Below are 24767 nucleotides of genomic sequence, written 5' to 3'. Positions count from 1 at the left end.
CAGCGCTCACTTAACGCTACTCGGGTAGTTTTGATAATTCCGGTGCTCAAGAGGTATCGATCTCCCTATTTCCGTCCCATGCAAGCGCCTCCTCGACCTCGTCGACCGAGCCATCCAGGAAATCGTTGTCCAGAACGACCAGCCGGTCCCGGTAAGCGTGGTCGCGGAACGGATCGGAGTCGGCAAGATCGCGCTGGATACAGTCCCGAACGACGAAGATCGCGTCGTCCGCGTCGGCCCCTTCGGTCGCTTCGCACTCGAGTATCGCACGGTTTCCCCGCATCGTACACCGCTCGACGGTAATATCACCGGTGACCGCCGCGGCGGAGCCGCCCACGAGACAGTGGTACTCCTGAACGCTCGGGAGACGACAGTCGGCGACCACGACGTCTCCGATCGTCCCCTCCGACCCTCGAGCGGCGATCGCGAACGCCGTCGAGCCGACGAACGTATCGGTACTCAGCGTGAGGTTCTCGAACACCACTCCCGATACCGGTCCGGTCGGTTCGAGGCTGGCCACCCGTACGTCGTCGAGTTCGCTGATGTGGACGCCGGAGATGCGCGTATCGCTGAACCGCTGTTCGAGCGCGAACGCTCCGCCACCACCGGTGTCGAGCTGACCGCCGTGAACGGTCGTCTTCGGCGACCGAATCCGGTATCCCCTCGAGTTGAGCGTGTTGCAGTTGTGGAACGAAACGCGGTACGCGCCCGGGTGGACGTTGAACCCGTAGTCGCAGTTGGCAGCGAGGGAGTTCGAGACCGTAACCCCGTTCGTCGGTCCGAACTCGCTTCCGAAGGAGATGAACTGGGTCGCGTACCGCATTTGGGAGGCGTAGATACCGTCCAGACGGACGTTCTTCGACGCTCCCGACGCCTGAACGCCGTACCGCCCGGAGTTACGCACGTCGACGTCGCGTACGCGCACGCCGTAACAGTTCCGGGCACTTACCGAGAGTCGACCGACGTTGGACGTCGAGACGTCGCGAACCGTCACGTCGCGGCAGTAGTCGGTGACGATTCCTCGCTCCTCGTACTCCGATCCGCCGTCGTACGCTCCGAACAGCCTAAACCCCTCGATGATGAGATGCGAGCAGACTGGATCGAACGCCGACACCTGGAGCTCGCGATTCTCGAACTCGAGGGAGACCCCGTTTCGGAAGAACAGTTCGTCCTCATCGACGTCGTCCACCTGGAGGAACTCGGCTCTGTGCGGCGGATCGGTATCGCTGGCGGGGTACGCGATCCACTCGTCGGCCAGGTCGTGTAGCAAGACGAGATCGCCGGCCTCGAGGACGGACGCATCCTCGACCTCGAGTCGTTCCTCGCCGATGTCGATATCCGTCGTCACGACGTCGGTCGTCGAACCGAGCTCCTGGCCGTCCTCGTAGTCGGGGTGGTCGGTCGGCGACCCGATGATCTCGTTATACCTGTCCGACCCGGTCTCGAGCGACGTCTCGACGAGCGCGCCGTCCGACGTGAGGGTGAGGTCATCGCGGGGCGGGATCACGAACTCCTCGTAGGGGCCGTGTACCGAGAGGAAGACCACGGTGCTGCCGTCCTCGGTGTCGTCGACCGCTTCCTGCGAAGAGTCGTACTCGTGAGCGAAGACGACGCCCTCGACCGCCCCGGAGAGTGATCGAGCGTCGAACCGGTCTTCGGCGATACCCTCGTCGTCCGTCCCGACGGTCCCGACTGCTTGGCGGATCGCCGCGGCGGTCGTCGCGCCAGCGGCGACGAAGCCGAGCGCCGCGAGCGCCTGCCGGCGCGTGAGTCCGACGGCGAGCAGTCGGTCCAGTGAAACCCGCGTCCCGTCCGGAGCCGTCGTCGAGAGCGTCCGATTCTCGAGGCGGTCGACGCGCTCCGCGAGGCTCTCGAGGCGGTCGTCGGGGTCGGTACCATCGGCGTTCGAATCGTCTTCTCTCATGATCTTCCCGTCGGTGCAGCACCGCGTTCGTTCGGTCCGGTGACCGTCGAGAGACGCCGTTCACCTGCGATCCGACGCCGCCGGTCGCTGCGGCATGGCGAAACGTCGTTCTCCTCGCAACTCGCAATCAAGCCCGAACGTCTCCTGCGAGCGCGCTCGCGACGGCACGAACGGCCGCGTCGCTCTCGGTCGTTGGCTCCCAGCCGAGCGCGCGGAGCTTCTCTATCGACAGTCGCATCTTCGGGACGTCACCGGTCCACCCGCGGTCGCCGCCGGTGTACTCGTAGTGCGGCTCGAGGCCCATCTCCTCGCAGACGATGTCCGCGATCCGATCCACGGAGGTCGTCGTCGCCGTACCGAGGTTGTAGGTGTGCATCGGGCCGGGAGCGGCCGTCGCGTGTTCGACGACGTGAGACATCGCCTCGACGCAATCTCGGACGTGCATGTACGACTTCTCCTGTCGGCCGTTCCCGAGGATCGTCAGCGTGTCCTGATTCTCGGTGAGCTTCGCGACGAAGTCCGGGACGACGCCCGCACCGAAGCGCGGTCCGACCACGTTCGCGAACCGGAAGTTCCAGACGGTGAACCCGCGGGAGTGTGCGGACACCGAGAGCAGCGATTCCTCGGCCAACTTCGCGGCGCCGTAGGTACTGATCGGCTCGAGCGGCGCGTAGTCCTCCGGCGTCGGTCGGGGCGCGTCGCCGTACACCGTCGACGTCGAGGTGAACCCGATCTTCCTGACCCCGACTGCGGCCATTCGATCGAGGAGACGCTGGGTCATGCCGACGTTAGCGTCGAACTGCGCTCGCGGATCCTGGCTGTCGACGTACTTGTCCGCCGCCGCACAGTGGAACACGGCGTCGAGATCCTCCGTTACCACCTCCTCGAGCGTCTCAGGCTTCGAGACGTCTCCTCGAACGAACTCGGCCCCGTCCGGAACGGACTCGAGACGTCCGTTCGAGAGGTCGTCGACGACGACCACCTTGTTGTCCTCGAGGAGCCGACCGACGAGTTCCGACCCGACGAGTCCCGCGCCGCCGGTGACGAGGAGGTATCGATCGTTCAGCTTCATCCGTTCCCCGTACGACGAGGGTGAGTTCAATCCTTCTTCCTAGCAGACACTAGGTCTCCCGCTACTAGTGGTCCTAGTGGAGGATCCACAGCGTTCAGCAACATCGGATCGTGTGCCGCTACCGAGAGACGGTCGCAGCGATCTGTCGTGAGAGATGGAGTTCCCTCTCGCACGACCGTCCGATACACGCCGGTGTCCGATACGCAACTATCCGAACCGCCGACTACCGAGCACCGATAGCGAATCCTAGCTACCAGATAGACAGATAGTTCACTATCGAATGACATCGGCGCAACCCCTTCGGTCTCCTCGGGTCCCGAAAGTAGAGATCGTCGAATCAGCGTTCGTCCCCCGAGATGGCGTGTGAGATGGATCGGTACAGGGGTAGCAATCTTCGTAGTTCTCATTCGGGTCCCCTAGCGTTTGTTCTACGGCAGATCACGTGTTCAGTGAACGTGCGCGATCACAGATCATGTGAGTTACTGGTCGCGAGATTTGTCAATCTCTAGTCTATCTGTACGATGTGTGTGATATTAGTTGTATTCGGATGGCGTCGAAAACCTCGAGTCTCCCCCACCGCGGGCTACTCCTCCTCGGCGACCGACAGGGTGACGTGTGCCGTCGCGGTGTCGGACGACGGCTCGTCGGGAACGTCTCCCGTGTACAGCAGCCAGACGAGTCGTCCGTCGCCGGAGACCGTCGGCTCGAGGTCGTGTTCGAGAGCTGCCGTCTCTCCTTGCCCGACTTCGACCCCGAACCGGTGGAGTTCGCGCTCCCCGTCGACAGTTCCGTTCTCGAGTTCCTGCTCGAGCGCGACGACCGTGTACGTCCGCTCCTCGTCGGCGTGGTTGTCGACCCCGATCGCGATCGACTCGGTCGTTCCGGGCTCGAGTTCCGCTCCGTCGGTCAGCAGCTCCCCGTTCGAGTCGAGCAGCGAGATCGCCGCGGCGTCGTCGTCCTCGCCGATCGCCGGCCCGTAGCCGTGATGATCGGCGACCGCGAACCCGACCGCGCCGACGGCGACCGCGACGGCGATCGTCAGCGAGAGCGTCAGCGCGAGGTCGCGAGCCCCGTTCGGCCGAACCGCCGCGACGCCTCGCCGTCTCCACTCCCGGTGGGGAATCCGAAACCGCTCGTCGGGTCGCACGGCCAGCCGTCGCCGCGTCGCGAGGCCCGTCACCGCGACGGTGAGAAGCGACACCCCGACCAGCATCGGCTCGAGTCGAATCCCCCACGGCGTCGCGTTCAGCGCCAGTCCGACGGCGGGGACGACGATCGCGCTCGAGACGACTGACAGCGAGAGCCGATCGACGCCGTCGACGTCATCCCGCCCCGGAAACAGCGCGGCGACGACGACGTAGCCGGGAACGAGAAGCAGGAAGGCGAGCCCGAACGGAACTCGAGCCGGCGTCTCGCGGATCACGGGGGTGAACGCCGCGACGTTGACCAGTCCGGTCACCGCGAGCGCAACGGCGAGATCGGCCGGAAGCCGTCGAATCGAGCCGAGCGGACCGTTCGAACCCATCGTTCGTCCCCTCCCACGGTCGGCGCATAAAGCCCGTCAGTCGTCGTTCCGAACGGTCACTGAGCCGCGAACGAATCCGCCCGTTCGCACGCGGCCGAACCGCGTCGGCTGCCCCGGTTCTCGCGGGTGACGGAACCGGTTGCAGCCGACGGGAGCTAACGGCAACCCGCCAGCCGCTCGAGGACTGACCGAACGGTGGGAAATCGCGTATTGTTCCGTTCGACTCGAGGAAACACCGCGTTTCGAGCCCACAGTTTCAAACACCCCTTCGCCGTACGTTGGACGGGTGAATGCCGTGACGACCGATCTGGACGACGACGCCTCGGTGGTTCGACGGGAGTCGTCGACGACGCTCGCCGCGAACGAGGGGCCGCTCGAGGCGTCCCTTCGGCGCGAATCCGGCGACGGCCGACATCGCGGTCGAAACGGAGCCGTCGTCGGGTTCGCCCTCGTCGGGGCGCTCGCGTTCGTCGCCGGCCTCGCGATACCGGACGGGCGGGCGGTGCTGTTCGCGCTCGCCGGCGTCGGCGGATTCGCCGCCGCGCTCGCGTACGGACTGGAGCCGGAACGCACCGTGGAAGCGCGGGACGCGACGTGGGTGTACGAGACGAGCGCAACCAACCTCGCCCAACTCGCGGAGTCGGTCGGCGCCACCGCGGAGCGACGCTACGCACCGGTTGTAGGGAGCGACCCCGACGGAGTTCGGCTGGTCGTTCCCCTCGCCGACCCTCCTCGAGGGGCGGACCCGGTCGCCGGAGACGGAGGCGAAACCGACGCCGACGAGCCCACCCTGTCGCTCGAGCCCGTCGGCGCGCCGTTCGTGGCCGAACTCGAGCGATCGCTCGAGGACGGGCTCGCGACCGAACCCGAGCGACTGGCCGAACAGCTGACCGACGCGCTCGTCCACCGGTTCGAGTTCGTCTCCGGCGCGGCGCCGTCGGTCGACGCAGCGGAGGGACGACTCGAGGTCGCGGTCGCGGACGACGTCTTCGGTCCCGTCGATCGGTTCGACCACCCTGTCGTCTCGACGCTGGCTTGCGGGCTCGCCGTCGGCCTCGGGCGACCGGTCGAGGCGACGGTCCTCGAGGAGCGAACGTCCGGGAGGCGGCTCGTGACCTGCCGATGGGAGCCGGAGGACCGAGCGGACGCCGCCGATCCGGACGGATGATTCCGCCCATCGCCCAGCGGTTCGTCGCCGGCGAGACGGACGCCGAGGCCCTCGAGCGCGTCCGTCGGCTGAACGAGCGCGGAATTCGAGGGATGGTCAATCAATTGGGAACCCACCACGACGATCCCGACCGGGTGCGCGCCGATACGGCAGCGTACCGCGAGCTGGTCGCGGCGATCGGCGACACGGGACTCGAGGGATCGGTGTCAGTCAAACCCTCCCAGCTCGGGCTCGATCTCGGCGAGGGGCGGTTTCGGCGCTCGCTCGAGTCGATCCTCGAGGGCGCGAGCGAGCGCGACGTCGTCGTCTGGCTGGATATGGAAGAGCACACGACGACGGACGCGACCCTCGACGCCTTCGAGGCGTTCGCTTCCCGGTACGGCGACGCGCAGCTGGGCGTCTGCCTGCAGGCGAACCTGAAGCGGACCCCGGCCGACCTCGAGCGACTCGCCGACGTCCCGGGACGGGTTCGCCTCGTTCGGGGCGGGGCCTACGACGAACCGCAGTCGATCGCCTACCGCGACCCCGAGCGGATGGATCGTGCCTACCGGGACGTTCTCGAGCGGGCGTTCGAGACCCTCGAGGGATCGATCGCGGTCGCGACCCACGACCTCTCGATCCTCGAGCGCGCCGTCGAACTGAGCGAGCGTCACGGAAGGGCCCTGGAAATACAGATGCTGATGGGCGTTCGCCCCGCGGTCCAGCGGGAGCTGGCGACCGAGTACGACGTCAGCCAGTACGTGCCCTACGGCGCCCGCTGGAAGCGGTACTTCCTGAACCGGCTGACCGAGAACAAGCACACCCTCCGGTTCGGGCTGCGAGCGCTACTCGATCGATCCGCTCGACCGATCGAGGCGCCGTCAAAACGTCTGTAACCTGAATCACTCCTGGAGCTTCGGCAACCGATCGACCACGACGAACAGTCGCCGCTCGAGCCCCCGCGGGAAGACGCCGATCCCGTCGACGATCTCCGCGAGCTCCTCGCGGGTGAGCGCGCCGGTGACGACCGCGAGCGTCGCGTACGCGATGGCACCCAGCGGCGGGACCACGGCGAGGGCCAGCAGCGACGAGGGGACGGCGACCGTAAGCGGAACGATGAGGACGGCCGTCCCGACGGTCGAGACGAGAATCGGTTTCGATCGAACGCCCTCGAGCGGGCGATACCCGACGTGGCGGGCGGCGAGCGACTGGAACGCGACGAGGCTGCCGTAGCCGATCGAGGTGGCGACGGCCGCGCCCGCCATCCCGTAGGCGGGGATCAGCGCCAGGTTGAGCCCCAGGTTGACCAGCGAGCAGGCGCCCGTCGCCGCCAGCAGGGGACGCAGCGAGCGCCGCCCCTGGTTGATCGCCAGCGTCGGCCGCGCGACGGCGAAGCCGACGACGCCAGGCAGCAACAGCAATAGGGGCAGCACCGACGGCTCGAACGCCGAACCGAGGTAGAGCGGGACGAAGTCGGCGGCCAGCGCGGCGACCCCCACCGCCAGCAGCGCCGTCAGAAGGAGGACGTACCGGGTGGCTCGTTCGGCCTGGCGCTGGATCGCCTCGAGGTCGCCCGCGGCCCACCGACTCGAGATCCGCTGGAGGAGCACGAGTTGAACCGCGGTCGGGGCGAGCCAGAGGAACTCGGCGATCGAGAGTGCTCCCCGGTAGTAGCCGACGGTCTCGTCGGTCGTCCACAGCTGCAGGAGGACGACGTCGACGTGGTACAGCGAGTTCAAAAAGAGAAAGAAGAGGATCGTACTTCCCAGGTAGGCGGCGATCCCGCGCCTGGGAAGGTCGATCTTCGGCGGCGAGACGAGCGAGCGCAGCGGGATCGTCTGCGCGATGACCGCAAGCGCCAACACGAACACCGCGACGCTGGCGAGGATGTGTCCGAGGAGCACGCCCTCCACGCCGAAGCCCAGATAGACGAGCCCCAGCGCCGCGACGACGAACAGCGTCTTCTCGAGGACCTTCAGCGGCTCCGATTGGGACTCGCGCTCGAGCCCCATCAGCGTCCGCAGGTTGTGGTAGGCGAGCTGGCTGGCGAGAGCATACCCACCGAGCAGATAGAACAGCGAGGTGAACGGCGGGCCGAACAGGCGGGCAGCGAGCCCGGACCACGCGGCTAACCAGAAGGCGACCCCGACGAGGACGCCGAGGGCCAGCGCCGGGCGGAACACGTAGCCGTAGACCGCGGCCCGCCAGGCGGGATCCGAGCGCTCGGAGATGTACTTGCGAACCGCGTCGCTCGTCCCCCCGACGATCACGACGTTGACGATCCCGAAGATCGAGAGCGCGAGCGCGTACCGACCGTACTCTGTCGGGCCGAGCAGCCGAACCAGCGCGGGCGTGAACAGAAAGCCCGCGAGGACGACGAACAGCTTCGCACCGACGACCGACCGCACCGCCGAGGACAGCGAGTCAGCCATGCGGATCCGCCCGAACGAACGTCGCCGACGCGCGTCGTTCGGGGGCGCACCGGATCAGTCCCACGTCGGTGACCCGAACCGCCAGTAGAGCGTTCGCCCGAGATTCAGCGCCGACAGCGCCGGGGACGGCCGCCCCCGTTCCCACAGCAACAGCGGGATCGGCCGGGCACCGAAGCGTTCCTTGAAACCGAAGACGCCGTTCCTGAAGTCGGGCGTCGATCCGCGGAGCTCGTAGGTCTCGTACCCCCGCTCGATCGCCCGTCCGATCGCGTGCTCGTGGAGCAGTTCGGGAGCGTGGTACTCGAAGTGGTCCCTGGTGACGGCGGTGTAGAGGTGCTGGACCGCCGACTGCTCGTCGTCCTCCAGAAAGAGGTACATCCCGCGTCGCTCGCCGTCGGCCCGCAGCGAGAGGATCGTGATCCGATCCGCGAGCCCCTCGAGCGCGGACAGAAACGAGTAGGGGACGGCGTCCATTCCGACCCGATCCATCACTCGCGCGTAGTCGTCGTAGAAGTCGGCCAGCACGGCGGGCGTCACGGGCTCCTCGCGGATCTCGTGGTCGGACTCGCGGCCGCGTCGGATACCGCGTCGGCGCTCGCCGTCCATCCCCTCGAGGATCGCGTCCCAGCCGCGGGTGAGATCCAGCGCGAACCGACAGGAGTGGACGGTGAGGTCGTACCCTCGCTCCCGGAGGACGTTCTGGTAGCGCACGTACCCCTCGTCGTAGGTTCGGAACCGGTTGAACAGGATCCGTCCGTCGCAGCGCTCGGCGACGCCGTCGAGCAGGAGTTCGAGCGCCCACTCCTCGTCGGCGACGGCGATCGGCCCGCCGTAGCCCGGCTCGATCGACGTCAGCTGCGCGACGGGGCCGAGGCGGGTGACGAAGTTCGGGAGGACGGCGATCGGGTTGCCCTTCTTCGAGACGAGGAGGTGTCTCGGCTCGTAGTCGAGCCCCTCCTCGATCGCCCGGAGCCACTCGTAGCGGTGAAAGACACAGCCCAGCTCCGATCCCTCGACGACGTGGTTCCACTGGTTGCGGTTCGCTTCCTCGATGCTGTCTATGTGTTCGACTTCGAGACTCATGCGAGCATCGGCGCTTTCGTTCGATCCCACCGTCTGCCGGGAAGTAGCTTCGGAGCGTCCGTCGAACACGGTCGCGTTTCTCGACCCCGCCGGGGACGGTAACAGTTCGTTGTGCCGACGCAAGCGACGTCACGGCGGGAACCCGAGGCGGTCTCCCGCACTCGAATCGATCGACGAGAGCGGCGGCGGCCCGTCGAACCCGGGCGCGAAGACGGCGACCCGATCGGCGTCGCCGTACCCGTTCGCGAGCAGCTCCGCGTTGTCCTCGCGCTCGAGCCCGTCGTTGGTCGCGACCGTCGCGTCGCCGACGACGATCACCGTCCCCTCGCCGACGCTCTCGACGGTCGCGACGGGACGCGGACCGAGCACGTCGTCCTCGCCGCGGCTCGAGTCGGGGCCGTCCGCGAGGTAGCTCGAGTCGCTCGTCGTCGCGAGGACCGTCGCGTTCCCGGGCTCGAGGGCCGTCGCCCGGTCGAGGCCCAGTCGCTCGACCCCCGCAGTCAGCTCGTGATCGGCCGTCTCGGTCGCGATTGCCATCGCGGGGCCGCGGTAGTGGTGGCGGTCGTCGCGGAGGGTCCCGTCCTCGAGCCGGGCTTCGGCGTCGACCGCCGCGAGGAACTCGTTCGCCGCGGGGTCGTCGGCGAGGACGATCAGGGTTCCGCCCTCGTCGACGAACGTCGCCGCACTCTCGGCCGCCTCATCGTCGGCCTCGGAGTCGGGGACGACGAGCGCGGCGTCGTCGGCCTCGAGGGCGTCGTAGCTATCGACGGCCGCGTACTCGCGGTCGGGATCGGCCTCGAGCGACTGACGGAGGTCGCTCGTGCCATCGCTCCCGGGGTTGTACGGGTCGTAGGCGCCGCTCGAGGTCGCACCGAACCAGCCGATCGCGAGGACGACGACGGCGGCGAACGCGAGCAGCGCGAATCGGGACCGCTCGGGTGATCGGGTGTCGGTCACGGAATCACCCCCGGCGCGAGCAGCTCGAGGGTGCGGACGGCGACGACGATCGCGGCTACGAGGAGCCCGGCCGGAACGAGCCACCGCGGGCGCCAGCGCGGCTCGACCTCGTGGGGAGTCAACAGCCCGTCGAGGACGACGCTTCCGAGCACCGCAAGCAGGACGTACGCGCCGAGGGAGAGGGCTCCCGCGAGAAGGAGGGCGAACAACGCTCCGAGCAGCCAGGCCAGCTGCAGCCGGAGGTATCGACGTCGACGCGGGGTCGTCATCGGCCATCCGTCCACGCCGAGGGGTGTAAATCCGCTCGACGATTTCGGGCTTGAGGGTGCGGTAATACGACGTTGCTCCGGTCTCGACTCCCTCAGCGGAACCGACCCGCCGCGTTCGTGCCGGCCGTCCCCGCTATCCGAATCGGTCGGCAGGCGACCGCGAGCGGATAGTATCGGGCGCGAGGCGGGAGGAGTTCGAAGTCCTTTCTCCCGGGAAGCAACGCCAGTCTCGCGACCGCTCTGAGCGTATCCGTGGGACGTTCTCGAACCCGGAGCATGTACCGGACCGTCGCGAGTGTCGAGGGGGCCGCGGTCCACAGAAACGACGTCACCACCGCCTTCGACAGCTCGTTCGCCACCCGATCGGATCGAAGGTGGCGCCGAACGATCGGAGGTAACTCGACGTCCGTGAGGAGGTCGACCAGCCCCAATCCGACCAGGAGCATTCGTTTCGCCCCGAGATCGGACGCCGCTCGGAGTCGGTCGCCCCAGTCGAAGTCGCGAGCGTCGACGGTACCGGCGAAGTCACAGAGCCACGCCAGCTCCGACCAGCAGTGGCGGTTCCCGTGTACCGCGAGGGGGACGACGAGTTCGTCGAGCGACGGTATCGGCATCGTCGTGCCCCCGACGTCGGCCGTTTCGCGGGTCCGCCACAACCGCTCGAAGTCGACCGCGAACGGGAACCGATTTCCCGTAATTCGCCAGTGCAGTTCGACCCGGATGTCGTCCTCGCTGACGACCGTCGAGTGGCGGTTACTCCCCATCTCGCCGGGTTCGGTTCCGATCGCCGACGGATCCTTCGGTCGGAATCCGTTCGCTAGCAGGGTCTCCCTCGCGGCCGAGATCTCCGCCTTCGGGAGCAGGACGTCGACGTCCTTCGACCCCCGAAAGGCGAGGTCGCCGTGAACGACGGCGGCGAGAACCGGCCCCTTGTACGGAAGCGCGCTGATTCCGCGCGCCTCGAGGAGCGAGAGCACCGCTCGAGTCGTCCCGATCATCCCGAGGTTTCGGTACGTCACCCACTCGGCGATCGACTCGAAGTCCGCGACGACCGCGTCGGGGATGGCCGCTTTCGCCTCGTCGGTGAGACAGCGGTTGACCAGCGACGCGAGACGGTGGTCGTTCGCGAGTCGGCGGAAGTACTCCCAGTCGAACTCGTCCGCCGCGGGCGGTTCGACCCGCGGGACGTCGTGCGTCGTCTGTCGCACGCACCGCAGGAGGAACCGGTGTTCGGGCCGTTGCAGGGCGTCTTCCGGACGGGCGAACGGAGTATCGATATCAGCTGTCGACATCGGTGATGAGTGATGGGATCTCGGATAGCGCATCGGTATCGTCGGGTCGGACGAGCCGTCGAATCGACGTCCGATCGACGAGGGCGGTCGCCTGCTCGAAACAGCGTTCGCTGTTCAGTTCGTCGCTGAACTGGCGAACGTACAGCTGCTCGAGCACCCCCCAGACGGCAGCGCTCGGTGGCAGCTCCTCGACTGCGAGCTCCGACCCGCGCTCGAGGAGGAAGACCGCGCCGATCCGTTCGGGCGCTCGAGGCGCGGGTTCCGGGACGCGGTAGTACTGTTTGGTCATCTCGAGCGACGCCGTCGAGGGAAACACCTCGAAGGCGAAGCGGTCGTCCGCGAGTTTCAGATGCGGTCGTCCGGGGAGGAGTCGGAGCGCTCCGTCGCGAACGTCGATTACGGTAACGTCGTCGGAGAGGACGGCGTATCCTTGTCGAGCCAGCGTGCCCGCCGTCGTCGATTTCCCCGCGCCTTTCGTCCCGAGAAAGAGGTAGCCCGCCCCGTCGCGCGCGACGGCGCTCCCGTGGAGCACCAGTAGCCCGCGCTGATAGAGGAGGTAGCCAAGCGCCGGACCCGTGAGAACCGCACGGACCTGCTGGTCCGAGAGCTCGGTCACGGAATCGACGGTGATCGTCGTTCCATCGCGGATTTCGAACCAACCGACCTCGGGGACGGAGAGCGAGACGACCCGGTCGTCGACCGATACCTCCAGACGGTCCGGCCCGTCCCGGTTCGTCTCGACGCTTTCGCACCTGATCGTGATGTCCGGCTCCGTCGTGGCGCCCGGATCCGGTCGAACGCGCGCTACCTCGGGGATCGAAACGCACGATTCGACGGTGAGATCGTAAATCGAAAAGAGGTCCATGTGGTTCTCGCTGTCTAAGGAACGTTATTGTCCGTAGCCGATCGGTCCTCCTCCTCCGCCGCCTCCGCCCCCTCCACCGCCACCGCCTCCGCCTCCTCCGCCTCGTTTGGTTATCTCCTCGACGTTTCCGAACGTGGTCAGCCGTGGTGGCTCGTAATCGTCCCTCATCTGATTGTCACCTTGCTACACGGCAATCGACTCCCCGTCAGTACATAACGCTACTTCACGGATCGGTGTGGGTCAGATATCCATTACCGGAGTCGGGCGAACGCCGGACGCGCCTCACCGCCGCCACCCCCTCGGCACCGCTTTCGATCAACGCGTGGACGATGAACGCTCCCTCTCGGAGATCGACGCCGAAACGCAGGGCTGCCGGATACCCGCGACTCGCTCGACGCTCACGGAACTCGTTCTCGCGTCCAAGCGGGTGTAAGTCACTCACGACTTCAGTCGTGGGCTTCCTCCTCGAATTCCTGTGAGCGCCCCATCGAGGACCGAACTCGAGACGTCGAACCCGTTGTGAGCCGACGAGTACGAAGCGACGAAACATCCCGCACGGACTAGTCCAGTACTAGTAGCACGGGTTCCGCGAGCTGCTCCGGTCACGAAACCGACTGCGAGCACCGACTCGCGCTCGAGGGAGAAGACCACACAGATCCGATCGGGTACTCGAGCGGGAGGCTCGGGGATGCGATAGTACTGCTTCGTCGTCTCGAGCGGTTGAGTCGAGGGCGGCACCTCGAAACCGAACCGATCGTCCGCGAGCTTCGGGTGCGGCCGACCGGACCGATTCGGTCTCGTTTCCCGTTCGAATTTCGAATCGACCGATTCCGGGGGGAGACATCGAGACGGTTCGGTCACCCATCGATACGCTGGGGCGCTCCGATCCGTGCCGGCGGGTTTCGACGCGTCCGCACCTGGTCGTGACGTCCGGCTTCGTCGTGATACTCGACGTCGATCGAGCCCGCTCGACCTCGGGGATCGAAACCGACGACTCGACGGTACGATCGCCGATCGAAACGGTGTCTACGTTCCGCTCACTGTCTCACGGGGGCCCTCGGCCGTAGCCGATAGGAAGTTCGTCCGGCGGGCCTCTACCCTTGCCCTTCCCCCGTTTTGTTATCTCCGTGACGCTACCGAACGTGGTCAGCCGGGGTGGCTCGTAGTCGTCTCTCATTTCATCGGTACCAGTTATACAGGGTCGACGCCGCATCCGCACATAATCCTATTTCACAGACCCGTGTAGTTCAGCGGCCCAGCATCGAAGTCGGCGAACGCCGATCACACCTCGCCACCGCTCGCTCTACTACCGCAAACGTCTCCCTGGACTTCTCCCGTCTCACGCGGGCCCCGTCAGTAGCCGACGGAGAGTTCGCTCGGCGAGCCTTTCCCGTTGCACTTCCCCTGTTTCGTTACTTCCGTGATGCTGCCGAACGTGGTCAGCCGCGGTGGCTCGTAGTCGTCTCCCATAGGATCGTCACCTGATGCACGGTAATCGACGCCGCGTCCGCATATAATTCTATTTCACAGACCTGTGTGATTCAGTTACTCGTCATCGAAGTCGAGTGAACGCCGGTCGCACCTCGCCGCCGACGACCACTTCGCTACCGCTTTCGACCCACGCGTGAGCGACGAACTCCTCGTCAGAATGATCGACGCCGAACCGAAGAGCTGCCGGATACCCGCGGCGAACGAGAAGCGTTTCGGCGACCAGCGCTCTGACCAGACAGGACTGCGTTCCCGGAAGAGCCGACGCGACCCGCTCGACCGCCCACGGCACTCGCCCTCGCGGGCAAGCGGGTGTAAACGCCCCGTCGAAGACCGAACACGCGACGTCGAGTCCGTCACGAACCGACGGGTACGAAGCGACGAACAGCCCGGCGCGGACTAGTACCACTAGGAGGACGGTCTCCACGAGGAGCCACTGGTCACGAACCGGTAGCGAGTAGCCTCGACGACAGTAACGGACGACGCTACGAATCATCGGTAGCGCCCCGGAGTTCGATCAGGTCGGCCTCGAGGAGGTCCTCGAGGAACGCCCTGATATCGGGACCGAGCTCCGCCTCGGCGACATCGTGTTCGTCGGCGACGACCGTCTCCAGTTCGCCGACGCTAACGGGGGACTCGAGGTGCGTCCAGACTCGCGTCCCGACCTCGTTCAGTCCGTGGTACGTGCCGCTGTCGGGGTTCAGGAGGACCGTCTCGTCCTCGATCGTCGTCGAGAGGGGCGCGTCGGACCGGGTTACGACCGTCTCGTCTCGAATTCGTGCCGGATCTTTCGTCATGGATACCGGGATCAGCACGGCTATCAGTTTAAAACGAGGGGTACGGCCACTGTGGCTCCCAAAAGCCAGGAAACCGTTATAACGGTGGCGAGTGCCCGATTACAGACGCTCCGGAGATCCATGGTCCAGAACGACGAGCCGGCTTCGGTCGGGGAGCAGTATCGAGCGCTCCGCAGAGTCGCCGCTCATCGACCGCTCACTATCGCCCTGCTCGCCGTCTTCAGCTTCGCAACGGCGCTGCTGGAGGGAATCGGGTTGACGTTCATCGTCCCGATCGTGGAGACGGTACAGACCGACGAGTCGCCGAACGGGGGTGCCGACGGTCTGCTCGGGATGTTCGTCGAGATCTACGCCGCCCTCGGCGTTCCGTTCTCCCTCGGATACGTCGTCGTCGGCGTCGCCGTGGTCATGGCGCTTCGCTACACCGCGAGCTTCCTCGTGGCCTGGCTGCAGGCCGCGCTGGTGGTCAGGTACTTTACGTATCTCCAGACGACGGCGTACGATCTGGCCCTCGAGGCCGACGTCGCGTACTTCGACAGGGAGGGGTCCGACGAGATCCTGAACGCCCTCGTCACCCAATCGTCCTACGCCAGCTCGGCGATCGGGCAGCTGCTGTCGTTCTTCCAGCGACTGCTCCTCGTGTCGATGTACCTCGCGGTCGCGCTGTATCTGGCGCCGGTTCTCGCGCTCGGGACGGTCGTCGTCCTCGCGGCCCTCGCCGCCGTCCTCCGGTTCGGTATCGCCCCCGGCTACGAGCTCGGGGAGCGCGTCGCGGACGCGAACGAGCGGATCCAGCGGTACGCCCAGGCCGGCACGCAGGGAATTCGCGACGTGAAGCTCTACGGCCTCGCGGGCGAGTTCAGCCGCCGGTTCGACGACGCTATCAGGGAGTACGAGACCGCCCAGATTCGCGGATACAGGGACGAAACGGCGCTGAAGAACGGCTACCGCATCGTCGCCGCAACGGTGGTCTCCGGACTCGTCTACGTCGCGGTGGCACACGTTGGGCTCTCGCTTGCGGCCCTCGGGGTGTTTCTGTTCGCGATATTTCGGCTCGCACCGCAGATCAGCAGCCTCAACAGTGAGGTGTACGCGATCGAACGGAACCTGCCGCACCTGGTTCGAACGCAGCGGTTCATCGACGAACTCCGGGAGCACCGCGAGAGCGACTCCGGATCCCGAGCCGTTCCGACCCCGATCGAACGACTCGAGTTCGACGGCGTCACGTTCACCTACGACACGGCCGCTACGTCCGCGGTCCGCGACGTCTCGTTCCGTATCGAGCGCGGCGAGTTCGTCGCGTTCGTCGGCCCCTCGGGCGCCGGCAAGTCGACGATCGCGGCGTTGCTCGCTCGAGTGTACGACCCGGACGAGGGACGCGTCACGGCCGACGCCGTTCCGGTGGATGCGTACGATCTCGAGAGCTGGCGCGACGGCGTCGCGGTCGTTCGCCAGCAGCCGTTCGTCTTCGACGCCACCCTTCGCTGGAACGTCACCGTCGCCAACCGCGACGCCAGCGAGGCGGCGATCGAGCGAGCGTGTGCGGCCGCGCAGGTCTCCGAGTTCGTCGACGAGCTTCCCGACGGCTACGAGACCGTGCTCGGCGACGACGGGGTGCGACTGTCCGGCGGTCAGCGCCAGCGCGTCGCCATCGCGCGGGCGCTCCTCAAGGACGCCGACGTGCTCGTGTTCGACGAGGCGTCGAGTCAGCTCGACGCGAACCTGGAACGTCGCGTGTACGACGCCGTCACGACCGGGAACGCAGACCGGACCCTCGTGGTTATCACTCATCGACTCTCTTCCGTGACCGACGTCGACCGGATCTACGCGATGGAAGACGGCCGTATCGTCGAACGAGGGAACCACGAACGACTGTTGGCTGCCGATCGAACCTACGCGTCACTATACCGGTCGTCGGCCACCCACCGCTGAAGCGGTGGGTGCGGCAGTGGACTGCCGTTCTGCCGACACGGAAGAGTTTACCGTAGACGTATTTGTTCACCGGCTATTTTTGCTTCCCGGAACCGCCTCAGCCGGCCTCTTTCCATCGGGCGCCTGATTCGGTCCCCGGTGGGTGTATCTACAGGCGGAGCAGGCCGAGTGTCTCGGGGCTGGTCGAGAACCGAAGATTTTCGTGACTGAACGGAACTTCGTTCCGCGAGGTGCGCAAAATCGAAGGTTTCGCTCGACGACGAGACGCCGGGGGCGTCTCGACCACTTGACCTCGAGGCGGTTCACTGCAGGTCAAAGTCCGAAGGAACTTCGTCAAGGTCTCGAAGCAGTATCCGTATGCGTCCCAGTTGGTCATCGATCTCTTCGATTTTCTGCTCGAGATCGATAAACCGGTTGGGGATGTTCTGATCTACTTCGGCTATCGGGAACTGACCGTCTTCCCGATCAGTATAATACGATTCGTTGTCGAGGGTGCGGGCTTCGACACGGTCGTGCCAAGCTAACTTTTCCAGGCGGGATGTGACCAATACGGTCCGAGATAACCTGGCAGCGTCTCGCTCAGCGAGCACCGATTCGGGAAACGCCTCCGGCTTTTCGACCGTAAGGTCATCCGCGATTTCCGATGCCGTATAAGCCGTCTCCGAATTTTTTTGGAGATACCTCTCTATCTCTACTTCTAGAATATCGATCTGCTTGCTCTTGCCCCACTGGTCCGATTCAATATCGATCGGCATAGTATCACCATCCTCCATCTGGGGTATATTAATTCTAGTCTAGTAGAGGAATTAATAGGACCGGCCCAACAAGTTAGTTACAGAGAAACGGCGCGAAAGCCCACGGCTTCGGTCGTGGGTAGCTCAGTCTCCGAACGGATCCGTCTCATCGATCGAACTTCCGGAGTCGAAGGTGTATCCCGGCTCGAGCTCGTCCGGGTCGAGGCTGAGCAGGTAGGTATCCGCCCGGAAGACCCCCTCGATTAGCCGGTCGATGGCCTCGTCGAAGCGGTCGTCGGTCAGGTCTCGGAACGCTGAAGCCTTATTCTCGATCGAACGGCGGTGGACGTTCCTGCATGTCGACCCACGTGAGCGAAGCGCAGGTACGAAAGTGGTTGGACGATACGGAGATCAGTAACGCGACCCGACACACCGACGAGGAGACCGCGTTCAACTACCAGGTCGAACTCTCGCGGCTTCCGATACACGTGATCAAGGAGACCGAGTTCGGACCGATCCGGCTCGTCGGACAGAGCGGGTTCGACACCGGCGCGGCCAAAACGCTGCTCCGGGGCGATCAGCGCCGCGGTGAGTTGCTCAAGTACGTCGGGCCGATGCTCGCCTCGACGCCGGGCTTCTATACGGTTCTCGACGAAGAGAGAGCGTCTTGCGAACTGCGGAACGCGGAGACGATTCGGACCGAATACCGGCTCTATCCGGACGGCGCGAGCCAGCAGGCGCTGACGGACGGGATCATGTCGATCGCGACGAGCATGCGGTACGTCCAGAACGTCACCGCAGCGGTATCGGCGCAAGACCCGGTTTCCGAGGAGTGACTTCCCCGCCCGGAGTGGGGGTAACACGGGGCGTGATCGTGCTGCACTACCTGTACTCCACGGACAAGCAGTCCACCGAACCCGATTGCAGGTCCCCTTTCGGCGGTCGATCCGGCGGTTTACGCAGCACCTCCGACGCGAACCCTGCAGTCCGGGAAAGACGACGTTGCTGGTTTTCCGGCTGCCTCGGGGCGGAGAGACGTGAGCGGCCACGCGTCCTCAGGCGTGAAACGACACCGAGCCGGAGTCGTAGACTCGATCCCGGTCCTCGAGTCCCTCCCGTGGAAGCTCCGCCTCGTCGACGTACGCCGAGAACTGCAGCGGGCGGTCCTCGAGTTCGCCATCCCGCAGGAGGACGGCGTCGTGCTCGTCGAACATGGCGCCGCCTTCGGCGGCGTCGACCACCGCACACGGCGCCCCGAGGCGTTCGCCCGCGTACCGACAGCTGACCCGATCGGTGCCGAACTCGCCCCGGTAGCGGTCGTCGATCGTTTCGAACGACTGGCGCTCCTCGTCCTCGAGGTAGAAGGTGTAGAACGGGCGCTCGACGACGGGGTTGTCGGAGGCGGTGAAGTCGTTCGAGACCGCGGTGAACGTAAACAGCGAGAGGATCACCAGCAGAGCCAGCAGGGTCACGAGACCGCCACGGCGGACGAGTTCGTACAGTCCGTACCCGCCCGTCAGCGCGACAAACGCGAACCCGTAGTGGCCGAACCGGTCGACGTTGACCCCCGCGAGCGCGTCGAGCAGGAGCAGCGGGCCGGGGAAGACGAGGGGAACGAGGGCGACGGTGACGAGTCCGATCGCCAGCAGGTGCGGGCTCCGCGGTCGGCCACCGTCGCTCGCGACGGCCGCACTCGAGGGAGCGTCCTCGATCGCGTCGGTTCCTCGAGAACGGCGCTCGAGCAGGAACAGGAAGCCGAGGACGACGAAGAAGAGTGCGAACCCGTAGGGGACGTAGTTCGCGACCTCGACCCAGGGGCTGGCGACCACGCCCTCCGGAACCGCCGACTCCGAGGGGTCGAACAGGACCGACTCGATCGTCCCCGCGAGCCGGACGACGAGTCCCTCCGCGGCGTACAGCCAGTAGAGACTCGTCACCAGCACCGACACCGCCAGAACGTAGGCGTCGACGAGCGGGTCGGCCCGACCGGTCGCGCGCTCGGCCAGCGCGACGAGCGCGAGGATCGCCAGCACGAACGGGATCGTCACGGGGTGGGCGACGACGATGGCGACGACGAGTCCGACGGTCAGCAGCCTCGTTCCGGCGGTCGGCCGGCTCGCGAGCGCGACCAGCAAGGCGAGCAGGACAATAGACGTCGCGCTGCGGGGGATCGAGTACATCCCGTAGAACAGGTACAGCGGGAACGCGATCGCCACCAGCGAGGCCAGCAGGCCGAACGTCTCGTCGGGGTGGAGCCGACGGGCTAGCCCAAAGACGAGCCCGACTCCCGCCGCGAACAGTCCGCCCGAGAGGAGGTAGGTGGTCGTGTGGGCCGCGACGCCCTCGCCCAACAGAAGCGAACCGAACGCGGCGTAGACGTGCCAGAGCTGGAACGACTCGTAGCCCGGTAGCAGGGTCGACGTCCGCCCGGTCTCGAGGATCGTTTCGGTCATCGCGGTGTGGGCCGAGAGATCGGTGTGGCCGACGAAGAAGTCGTAGTACAGCGTGACGCTGAACACGACCAGTAGGAGGGCGACGACCAGGTGGTAGAGCCCGATCGCACGGCTCGCCCGCTCCGGCGGAGTCGTCACGATCAGCAGGAAACAAAGCCCGTAGAGGACGGCCACGCCCGCGTAGAAGCCGTAGGGTCGGACCTCGCTCGCGACGAGGACGACCACGAGCGCGCCGACCAGGAGGTGAAACGCCGTCGACAGGAGGCGCCAGTCGACCCGGATCGGCGCCGCCGTCCCGGCGACGTCCGCCGGCTCGCGGCGAAGTCGACGGGCGACCAGCGGCGCTGCGAGCAGCGGCACGGCGACGTACAGCCCCAGGATCGACAGGTTCGACAGCCCGAGTGCGAACGGGATTCCGACGCCCAGCACGGCCGCTGCGACGAGCGCGGCCGAGAGCAGTCGAGCCGGCTCCAGAACCCCCGGGCTCATCCCGTCCTCCGATCCCGGCGGGAGACCGGGCCGAACGATCCCGTCTGGCGGTAGTACACGGTCGAGAGGCGGCTACGCGAACCACCGCGAAAAACGTTACAGGACGTTCGGCGGAATCGACAGCTTGTGGCGACGTAATCGAGTGCTGTCCCGTGACCGTCGACGCGACCCAACGGCGCAATGCGTCCCGGCTTCGTCGATCGATAACTCGTGGTTACCGCCCTCGAGCCGGCGCAGTTACCGCCCTCGAGCGGCGACAATATCGCGCTTCCCGTCGGGACGGTGCCGAACGCTATAGGACCGCCGACGCGTTTCACCGGCGATGGACCGGCGAACCGTTCTGCGGGCGAGCGGCGCCGTCGCTGCGACGGTGCTGCTGGCGGGGTGTCCGACCGATGACCCCGAGGAGCCTGACGAATCAGAGGAGCCGGAGGAGGCGGTGCCGGAGGAACCGCCCGAGGACGAGGTGCCGGACGAGTCGGTCGGGTTCGAGGACTCGCTCGCGGACCACGCCGACGGGGACGACGAGGCCGTCGAATTCGTCGGGGTCGAGTACGACGCCCTCGAGGACCCCTCAGAAAGCTACCGGGTCTGGTCGGGCGAGCCGACGGCGTTCTCGCTCGTCGACAACCACACCTTCGAGGGGGAGACGGCGTTGCGCTGCGAGATCCCTCGCGGCGAGAGCAACGGGAGCAACGCCGCCTACTGGTTTCCCGCGAACGGCTACGGCCAGCCACTCGAGGTCCGCCAGCGGGCGATGATCCGGCTGAGCGAGGACTGGACAATGGAGCCGGGCGACGTCTGCCGGTTCTGGACGCTCGGACTGAACACCGAGGCGGGCGGGCTGGGCTCGGGCGGTCGCGGACGGCCCTCGGGCACCGACGGCTGGTCGAGCATGCTCGCGATCACGAACCGTGAGGGGCGATCGGCCGACGAGTACAAGCTCGCGGCCTACACCTACCACCTCGATCAGCCCTCGACCAGCGGCGAGTTCGAACTGACCGACGCCCGGCTGTCGGCCGGCGAGTGGATCGCCCTCGAGACCGAGGTCGCGATGAACACGGTCGCGGGCGGCGAGGCGTTCGCCGACGGCGAGGCTCGGTGCTGGATCGACGGCGACCTCGCCTACGAGCGAACGGACTTCCGCTGGACGACGGTCGAGGAGCAGGCCGTCGAGTACGCCGGCCCGCTGGTGCGCTACGGCGGGAGCGAGACCGCACCCGGCGATCTGGCGATCTACTACGACGAACACGAACTGCTCGCGGCGGGGATCCCCGAGATCCCGCCGTACGACCAGCACCCGTACTTCGAGGATCCGGCGAACATGGACGCCTACGACGGCCGGGTAACCTACGCTAACGGCGCGGAGCGCGCGACCTACCGCCTGTTCGTCGACGACACCGTGGTCCACACCGACTGGAGCAACGCCGACGGCCACCAGGCCACCTACAACGCGACCGTCGAGATCACGCCCGCCGAGGAGTCCGAACACGGGTACGCGACCGCCGAGGCGACTGCCGAACCCGAGACCGTCGACGGCTACCTCTTCGACGGCGAGGTCGTCGCCCTCGAGGCCGACCCCGAACCCGACGAGCTCTGGGTCGGTGGCGACGAGGTCGACCCCGGCGATTATCCCGATTCGCCTACCGGCGCGTGAACGCGACCACCTCGCTGTCGCCGGATCGGCCCGCCTCGGCGATCCCGGTCGGGAGTCCCTCGAGGAGGGCCGCCGGCGGCGTCAGCCACGCGCGGAGGTCCGAGCGATCGACGTTCCAGGGGACCCCCGGCCTCGCGACCGCGCGCACGCACTCGAGCAGTCGCTCCGCCTCCCGGTTTCGCGCGTAGTAGTACAGCTCCCGGAGCGGGAACGTCATCTCCCCGGTCGTCTCGAGCGGACGATCGGGCAGTCGGTCCTCGAGCCCCAGCGTCGTCGCGACCAGCCGCGAGGCGAACCGGTAGCCGTGGGCGCTGGCCAGCGCGTAGGAGGCCCAGAACTTCGGGTTGATCTCCATGAGGACGAGCTCGCCGCTCGCGCGGCGCTTGCACTCGACGAGGGCGACGCCGTCCCACTCGAGTTCCCGGAGCAGGTCGCTCGCCGCGGCCTCGAGGGCGGGGTCCCGACGCAGCCGAAGGTGCGTGCCGCTCCCGCCGCGACGCGGGACCGACCGCAACTCCTCGTGAGCCATCCGCAGTTCGATCTCTCCGTTTCGGCAGAACAGCCCGCAGCCGTAGGTCACGCTCGAGCCGTCGATCGACTCCTGGACGAGCACCTCGCCGGTCGGCGACGCGCTCTGGAGTCGGTCGTAGACCTCCCAGAACCGCGCGGGGTCGACGACCCGGGCGGTCGTCTCGTGGCCACCGCCGGCCTCCCGACGCGCTTTGCAAAACAGCGGGAACTCGAGGGCCTCGAGCGCGCCCCGCTCCCGTCCCTCGGCGTCGAGCGTCTCGACGAGACTCGAGTAGTCGGTCGGGACGTCGATCCCGAGGCGTTCGGCCATCGCCATCGTCGCCGCCTTGTCAGCGGCGGTCTCGAAGGCGTCGGGATCGGGGAGACACACCGCCGTGGAGTCGGGCAGTTCGTCGCGGACGGACTCGAGCGCGGCGGCTGACTCGTATCCGACCGGGAGCACGAGCTGCGGCCGGGTTGCCTCGAGGACCGCCCACAGCGCGTCGAGGTAGTCCGGATCGTCCGGCGGGGGGATCGTCACCGCGACGTCGCAGTACCGCGAGCGGGGGAGGCGGCTGTACCGGGAGGTCCCGGCACCGACGATCGTCGCCTCGAGATCCGCCGAGAGTTCGCCGGCGATCGTCAGCGAGGTCGGGTAGTCCCCGTCGAGGACGAGCACTCGCGGCCCCGGTAGCATAGGTCGAAGGCGACGGCCACGGGGAAAGCGATCCCGATCGTCACGGCCGCGATCGGCGAGTAATAGCGTTTTTCTCGCCGTCGTCGGTTCGGCGAGCCGTCGCGAGTGCGCGTTTCGCCGCGCCTAACTCGTGATTGACCGCGGTGAACAGCATGTTGCTCGCCGTAATAGCTGATTGGGTCCGAACTATCTACGCCGTCGGATTCGATCAAACGTAACACAGGATTCGGCCAGACAGAATAAGTTTCGGCTTTTATTACAGTCTATCGAAAGGGAAAATTGATAACCGTCGTTCCCCGTTTCCCGACCGCATGGAACGACAGCACCCGGCTCGAGACCGAACCGACGAGACGCGTAACGACGGATTTCGCGGGAGTAACGGCGAGGTTCTCGGCCGGCGATCGTACCTCGGCCTCGCGGGCGGGGCACTGGCCGCGCTCGGCGTTGGTACCGGTGCGGGCGCGACCTCGAGTGCGGCCGCCGAAACCGACTCGCGGGTGATCGACGTCGACTACGACGAGTACGGGGCTCCGGACGAGGTGTACGACGTCAACGACGTTCGAGGGTCGCACACGCCGGAGTTCAGCGCGGATCGGGCAACGGGCAACGAGCGCTCGCTGCGAACGGAGTTCACCGGCGACTCGAAGATCGCGAACTGCGAGTACCGCCTCCCCGACCACGTCGGCGACCAGCAGGACGAACTCTACACGCGCTTTACGGTCTACCCAGAGGGGTTCGATCTGGGCACCGACGACACGGTCCGGATGTTCTGGGCGCCGCTGACTAACGGCGGGGGCTCCTCGGGCGGCGGCGCGGCCGACGGGCGGAACGGCTGGTCGAACGCGATCGGCTTCGCCAACCGGAACGGCTCGCCCGCGCCGGAGGGGTACAAGTTCTTCTCGTACTGCTATCACATGGACGGCTCAGGCGACTTCCAGATGACCGACGCCGTCGTGGAGATGGACGCCTGGAACGAGATCGAGTGTTACGTCGAGACGAACTCCTACGACGGCGGAACCGCCGAGGCCGACGGGACGATGCGCTACTGGGTCAACGGCGAGCTCGCCTTCGAGGACACCTCGATGCGCTTCACCGCGAGCGACGACAACCGTATCGAGGCGGTCGGTCCGCTCGGCTACATCGTCGGCAGCGGCGGCGGTGCGCTCTACTACGGCGAACACCAGCTCGGTCTCGGAATGGGCCGCGAGGAGGCTCGAGCGCGACTCGAGTAACAGGTTTCGCTATTCAGAATATCTTGTGAAACGGCTGTTATTAGGATAGGCGAATGGAACGGAGAAGCATACGCCAAGCGAAGCGAGGTGTTTCACCGACGGCGAGCCCTGTGGGCGAGCCGTCGGCCTTTTTTCATCGAAGTTTTTTGCCGGGGGTTGAGGCTGGCGTCGCAGACGCCAGCCGATGCCCTCGGTAAAAAAGTTCGCTGTAC

Annotated in this window: 22 protein-coding genes; 6 read left to right on the top strand and 16 right to left on the bottom strand. The window is 66.5% G+C overall.

The annotated features are described in order from the left end of the window. Nucleotides 1-46: 46 nt before the first annotated feature. The 3 genes from QA609_RS12980 to QA609_RS12970 form a co-directional block, all read right to left on the bottom strand. Nucleotides 47-1924, bottom strand: a complete 1878-nt coding sequence (locus QA609_RS12980) for a right-handed parallel beta-helix repeat-containing protein (RefSeq protein WP_278303038.1) — start codon at nucleotides 1922-1924, stop codon at nucleotides 47-49. A gap of 127 nt (nucleotides 1925-2051) precedes the next feature. Beyond that, a complete protein-coding gene (locus tag QA609_RS12975; protein WP_278303037.1) occupies nucleotides 2052-2996 on the bottom strand; it encodes an NAD-dependent epimerase/dehydratase family protein in 945 nt (314 codons plus the stop codon). Between the two features lie 583 nt (nucleotides 2997-3579). Then, nucleotides 3580-4521 (bottom strand): DUF1616 domain-containing protein, encoded by a 942-nt coding sequence (locus QA609_RS12970; protein ID WP_278303036.1) that lies wholly within the window; start codon nucleotides 4519-4521, stop codon nucleotides 3580-3582. Nucleotides 4522-4816: 295 nt separating this feature from the next. Between QA609_RS12970 and QA609_RS12965 the strand changes: the two genes are divergently transcribed. Together QA609_RS12965 and QA609_RS12960 are read left to right on the top strand one after the other, a co-directional pair. Further along, nucleotides 4817-5689: a hypothetical protein gene (locus QA609_RS12965; RefSeq protein WP_278303035.1), complete on the top strand. Its 873-nt coding sequence runs from the start codon at nucleotides 4817-4819 to the stop codon at nucleotides 5687-5689. Next, complete coding sequence (locus tag QA609_RS12960) at nucleotides 5686-6564, top strand: proline dehydrogenase family protein (RefSeq protein WP_278303034.1); 879 nt, start codon at nucleotides 5686-5688, stop codon at nucleotides 6562-6564. The genes QA609_RS12965 and QA609_RS12960 overlap by 4 nt, the downstream gene beginning before the upstream one ends. A gap of 6 nt (nucleotides 6565-6570) precedes the next feature. Here QA609_RS12960 and QA609_RS12955 read toward each other — a convergent pair whose 3' ends face one another. The 10 genes from QA609_RS12955 to QA609_RS12910 all read right to left on the bottom strand — a co-directional run bounded on the left by QA609_RS12955 (nucleotide 6571) and on the right by QA609_RS12910 (nucleotide 14851). Then, a complete protein-coding gene (locus QA609_RS12955) occupies nucleotides 6571-8100 on the bottom strand; it encodes a polysaccharide biosynthesis C-terminal domain-containing protein (RefSeq protein WP_278303033.1) in 1530 nt (509 codons plus the stop codon). A 54-nt stretch (nucleotides 8101-8154) separates the two neighbouring features. After that, nucleotides 8155-9183 carry a GNAT family N-acetyltransferase gene (locus QA609_RS12950; protein ID WP_278303032.1) on the bottom strand — a complete coding sequence of 343 codons (1029 nt, stop codon included), beginning with the start codon at nucleotides 9181-9183 and terminating at the stop codon, nucleotides 8155-8157. Nucleotides 9184-9312: 129 nt separating this feature from the next. Next, nucleotides 9313-10140: a DUF4350 domain-containing protein gene (locus QA609_RS12945; RefSeq protein WP_278303031.1), complete on the bottom strand. Its 828-nt coding sequence runs from the start codon at nucleotides 10138-10140 to the stop codon at nucleotides 9313-9315. Next, the gene (locus QA609_RS12940; protein WP_278303030.1) at nucleotides 10137-10409 is read right to left on the bottom strand and encodes a hypothetical protein; all 273 of its coding nucleotides are present in this window, start codon (nucleotides 10407-10409) and stop codon (nucleotides 10137-10139) included. Before QA609_RS12940 ends, QA609_RS12945 begins: the two co-directional genes overlap by 4 nt. A gap of 92 nt (nucleotides 10410-10501) precedes the next feature. Then, a complete protein-coding gene (locus tag QA609_RS12935; RefSeq protein WP_278303029.1) occupies nucleotides 10502-11701 on the bottom strand; it encodes a nucleotidyltransferase family protein in 1200 nt (399 codons plus the stop codon). After that, nucleotides 11688-12566, bottom strand: coding sequence for a hypothetical protein (locus QA609_RS12930; protein ID WP_278303028.1), 879 nt, complete (start codon nucleotides 12564-12566; stop codon nucleotides 11688-11690). The genes QA609_RS12935 and QA609_RS12930 overlap by 14 nt, the downstream gene beginning before the upstream one ends. Nucleotides 12567-12789: 223 nt before the next feature. Next, complete coding sequence (locus tag QA609_RS12925) at nucleotides 12790-13008, bottom strand: hypothetical protein (protein ID WP_278303027.1); 219 nt, start codon at nucleotides 13006-13008, stop codon at nucleotides 12790-12792. 911 nt (nucleotides 13009-13919) lie between these two features. Further along, on the bottom strand, nucleotides 13920-14036 hold the full coding sequence (locus tag QA609_RS12920) for a lasso RiPP family leader peptide-containing protein (protein ID WP_278303026.1): 117 nt from the start codon (nucleotides 14034-14036) through the stop codon (nucleotides 13920-13922). Between the two features lie 82 nt (nucleotides 14037-14118). Next, entirely contained in the window at nucleotides 14119-14550 is a 432-nt protein-coding gene (locus QA609_RS12915; RefSeq protein ID WP_278303025.1) for a lasso peptide biosynthesis B2 protein, read from the bottom strand. Beyond that, nucleotides 14540-14851 (bottom strand): PqqD family protein, encoded by a 312-nt coding sequence (locus QA609_RS12910; protein WP_278303024.1) that lies wholly within the window; start codon nucleotides 14849-14851, stop codon nucleotides 14540-14542. Before QA609_RS12910 ends, QA609_RS12915 begins: the two co-directional genes overlap by 11 nt. Before the next feature lie 120 nt (nucleotides 14852-14971). On the opposite strand from QA609_RS12910, the gene QA609_RS12905 reads away from it, so the two are divergent. Then, on the top strand, nucleotides 14972-16783 hold the full coding sequence (locus QA609_RS12905) for an ABC transporter ATP-binding protein (protein WP_278303023.1): 1812 nt from the start codon (nucleotides 14972-14974) through the stop codon (nucleotides 16781-16783). Nucleotides 16784-17085: 302 nt separating this feature from the next. Here the strand turns inward: QA609_RS12905 and QA609_RS12900 are convergent, their stop codons facing one another. After that, the gene (locus QA609_RS12900; RefSeq protein WP_278303022.1) at nucleotides 17086-17538 is read right to left on the bottom strand and encodes a hypothetical protein; all 453 of its coding nucleotides are present in this window, start codon (nucleotides 17536-17538) and stop codon (nucleotides 17086-17088) included. Between the two features lie 335 nt (nucleotides 17539-17873). On the opposite strand from QA609_RS12900, the gene QA609_RS12895 reads away from it, so the two are divergent. Continuing rightward, a complete protein-coding gene (locus tag QA609_RS12895) occupies nucleotides 17874-18353 on the top strand; it encodes a hypothetical protein (protein ID WP_278303021.1) in 480 nt (159 codons plus the stop codon). A gap of 219 nt (nucleotides 18354-18572) precedes the next feature. Here the strand turns inward: QA609_RS12895 and QA609_RS12890 are convergent, their stop codons facing one another. Further along, nucleotides 18573-20459 (bottom strand): hypothetical protein, encoded by a 1887-nt coding sequence (locus QA609_RS12890; protein ID WP_278303020.1) that lies wholly within the window; start codon nucleotides 20457-20459, stop codon nucleotides 18573-18575. 322 nt (nucleotides 20460-20781) lie between these two features. Here QA609_RS12890 and QA609_RS12885 point away from each other — a divergent pair, with 322 nt between their 5' ends. Continuing rightward, a complete protein-coding gene (locus tag QA609_RS12885) occupies nucleotides 20782-22116 on the top strand; it encodes a twin-arginine translocation signal domain-containing protein (RefSeq protein ID WP_278303019.1) in 1335 nt (444 codons plus the stop codon). On the opposite strand, the gene QA609_RS12880 is transcribed toward QA609_RS12885, so the two are convergent. Then, nucleotides 22103-23323 carry an ATP-grasp domain-containing protein gene (locus tag QA609_RS12880; RefSeq protein ID WP_278303018.1) on the bottom strand — a complete coding sequence of 407 codons (1221 nt, stop codon included), beginning with the start codon at nucleotides 23321-23323 and terminating at the stop codon, nucleotides 22103-22105. The genes QA609_RS12885 and QA609_RS12880 overlap by 14 nt on opposite strands. A gap of 311 nt (nucleotides 23324-23634) precedes the next feature. On the opposite strand from QA609_RS12880, the gene QA609_RS12875 reads away from it, so the two are divergent. After that, nucleotides 23635-24555 carry a hypothetical protein gene (locus tag QA609_RS12875; protein ID WP_278303017.1) on the top strand — a complete coding sequence of 307 codons (921 nt, stop codon included), beginning with the start codon at nucleotides 23635-23637 and terminating at the stop codon, nucleotides 24553-24555. The last annotated feature ends 212 nt before the right edge of the window (nucleotides 24556-24767 follow it).

Origin of the sequence: Natronococcus sp. A-GB7 (assembly GCF_029688865.1) — an archaeon.
GTDB lineage: Archaea > Halobacteriota > Halobacteria > Halobacteriales > Natrialbaceae > Natronococcus.
The sequence above is the reverse complement of the archived record's forward strand: the minus strand, read 5'-3'. Positions and strand labels throughout refer to the sequence as shown.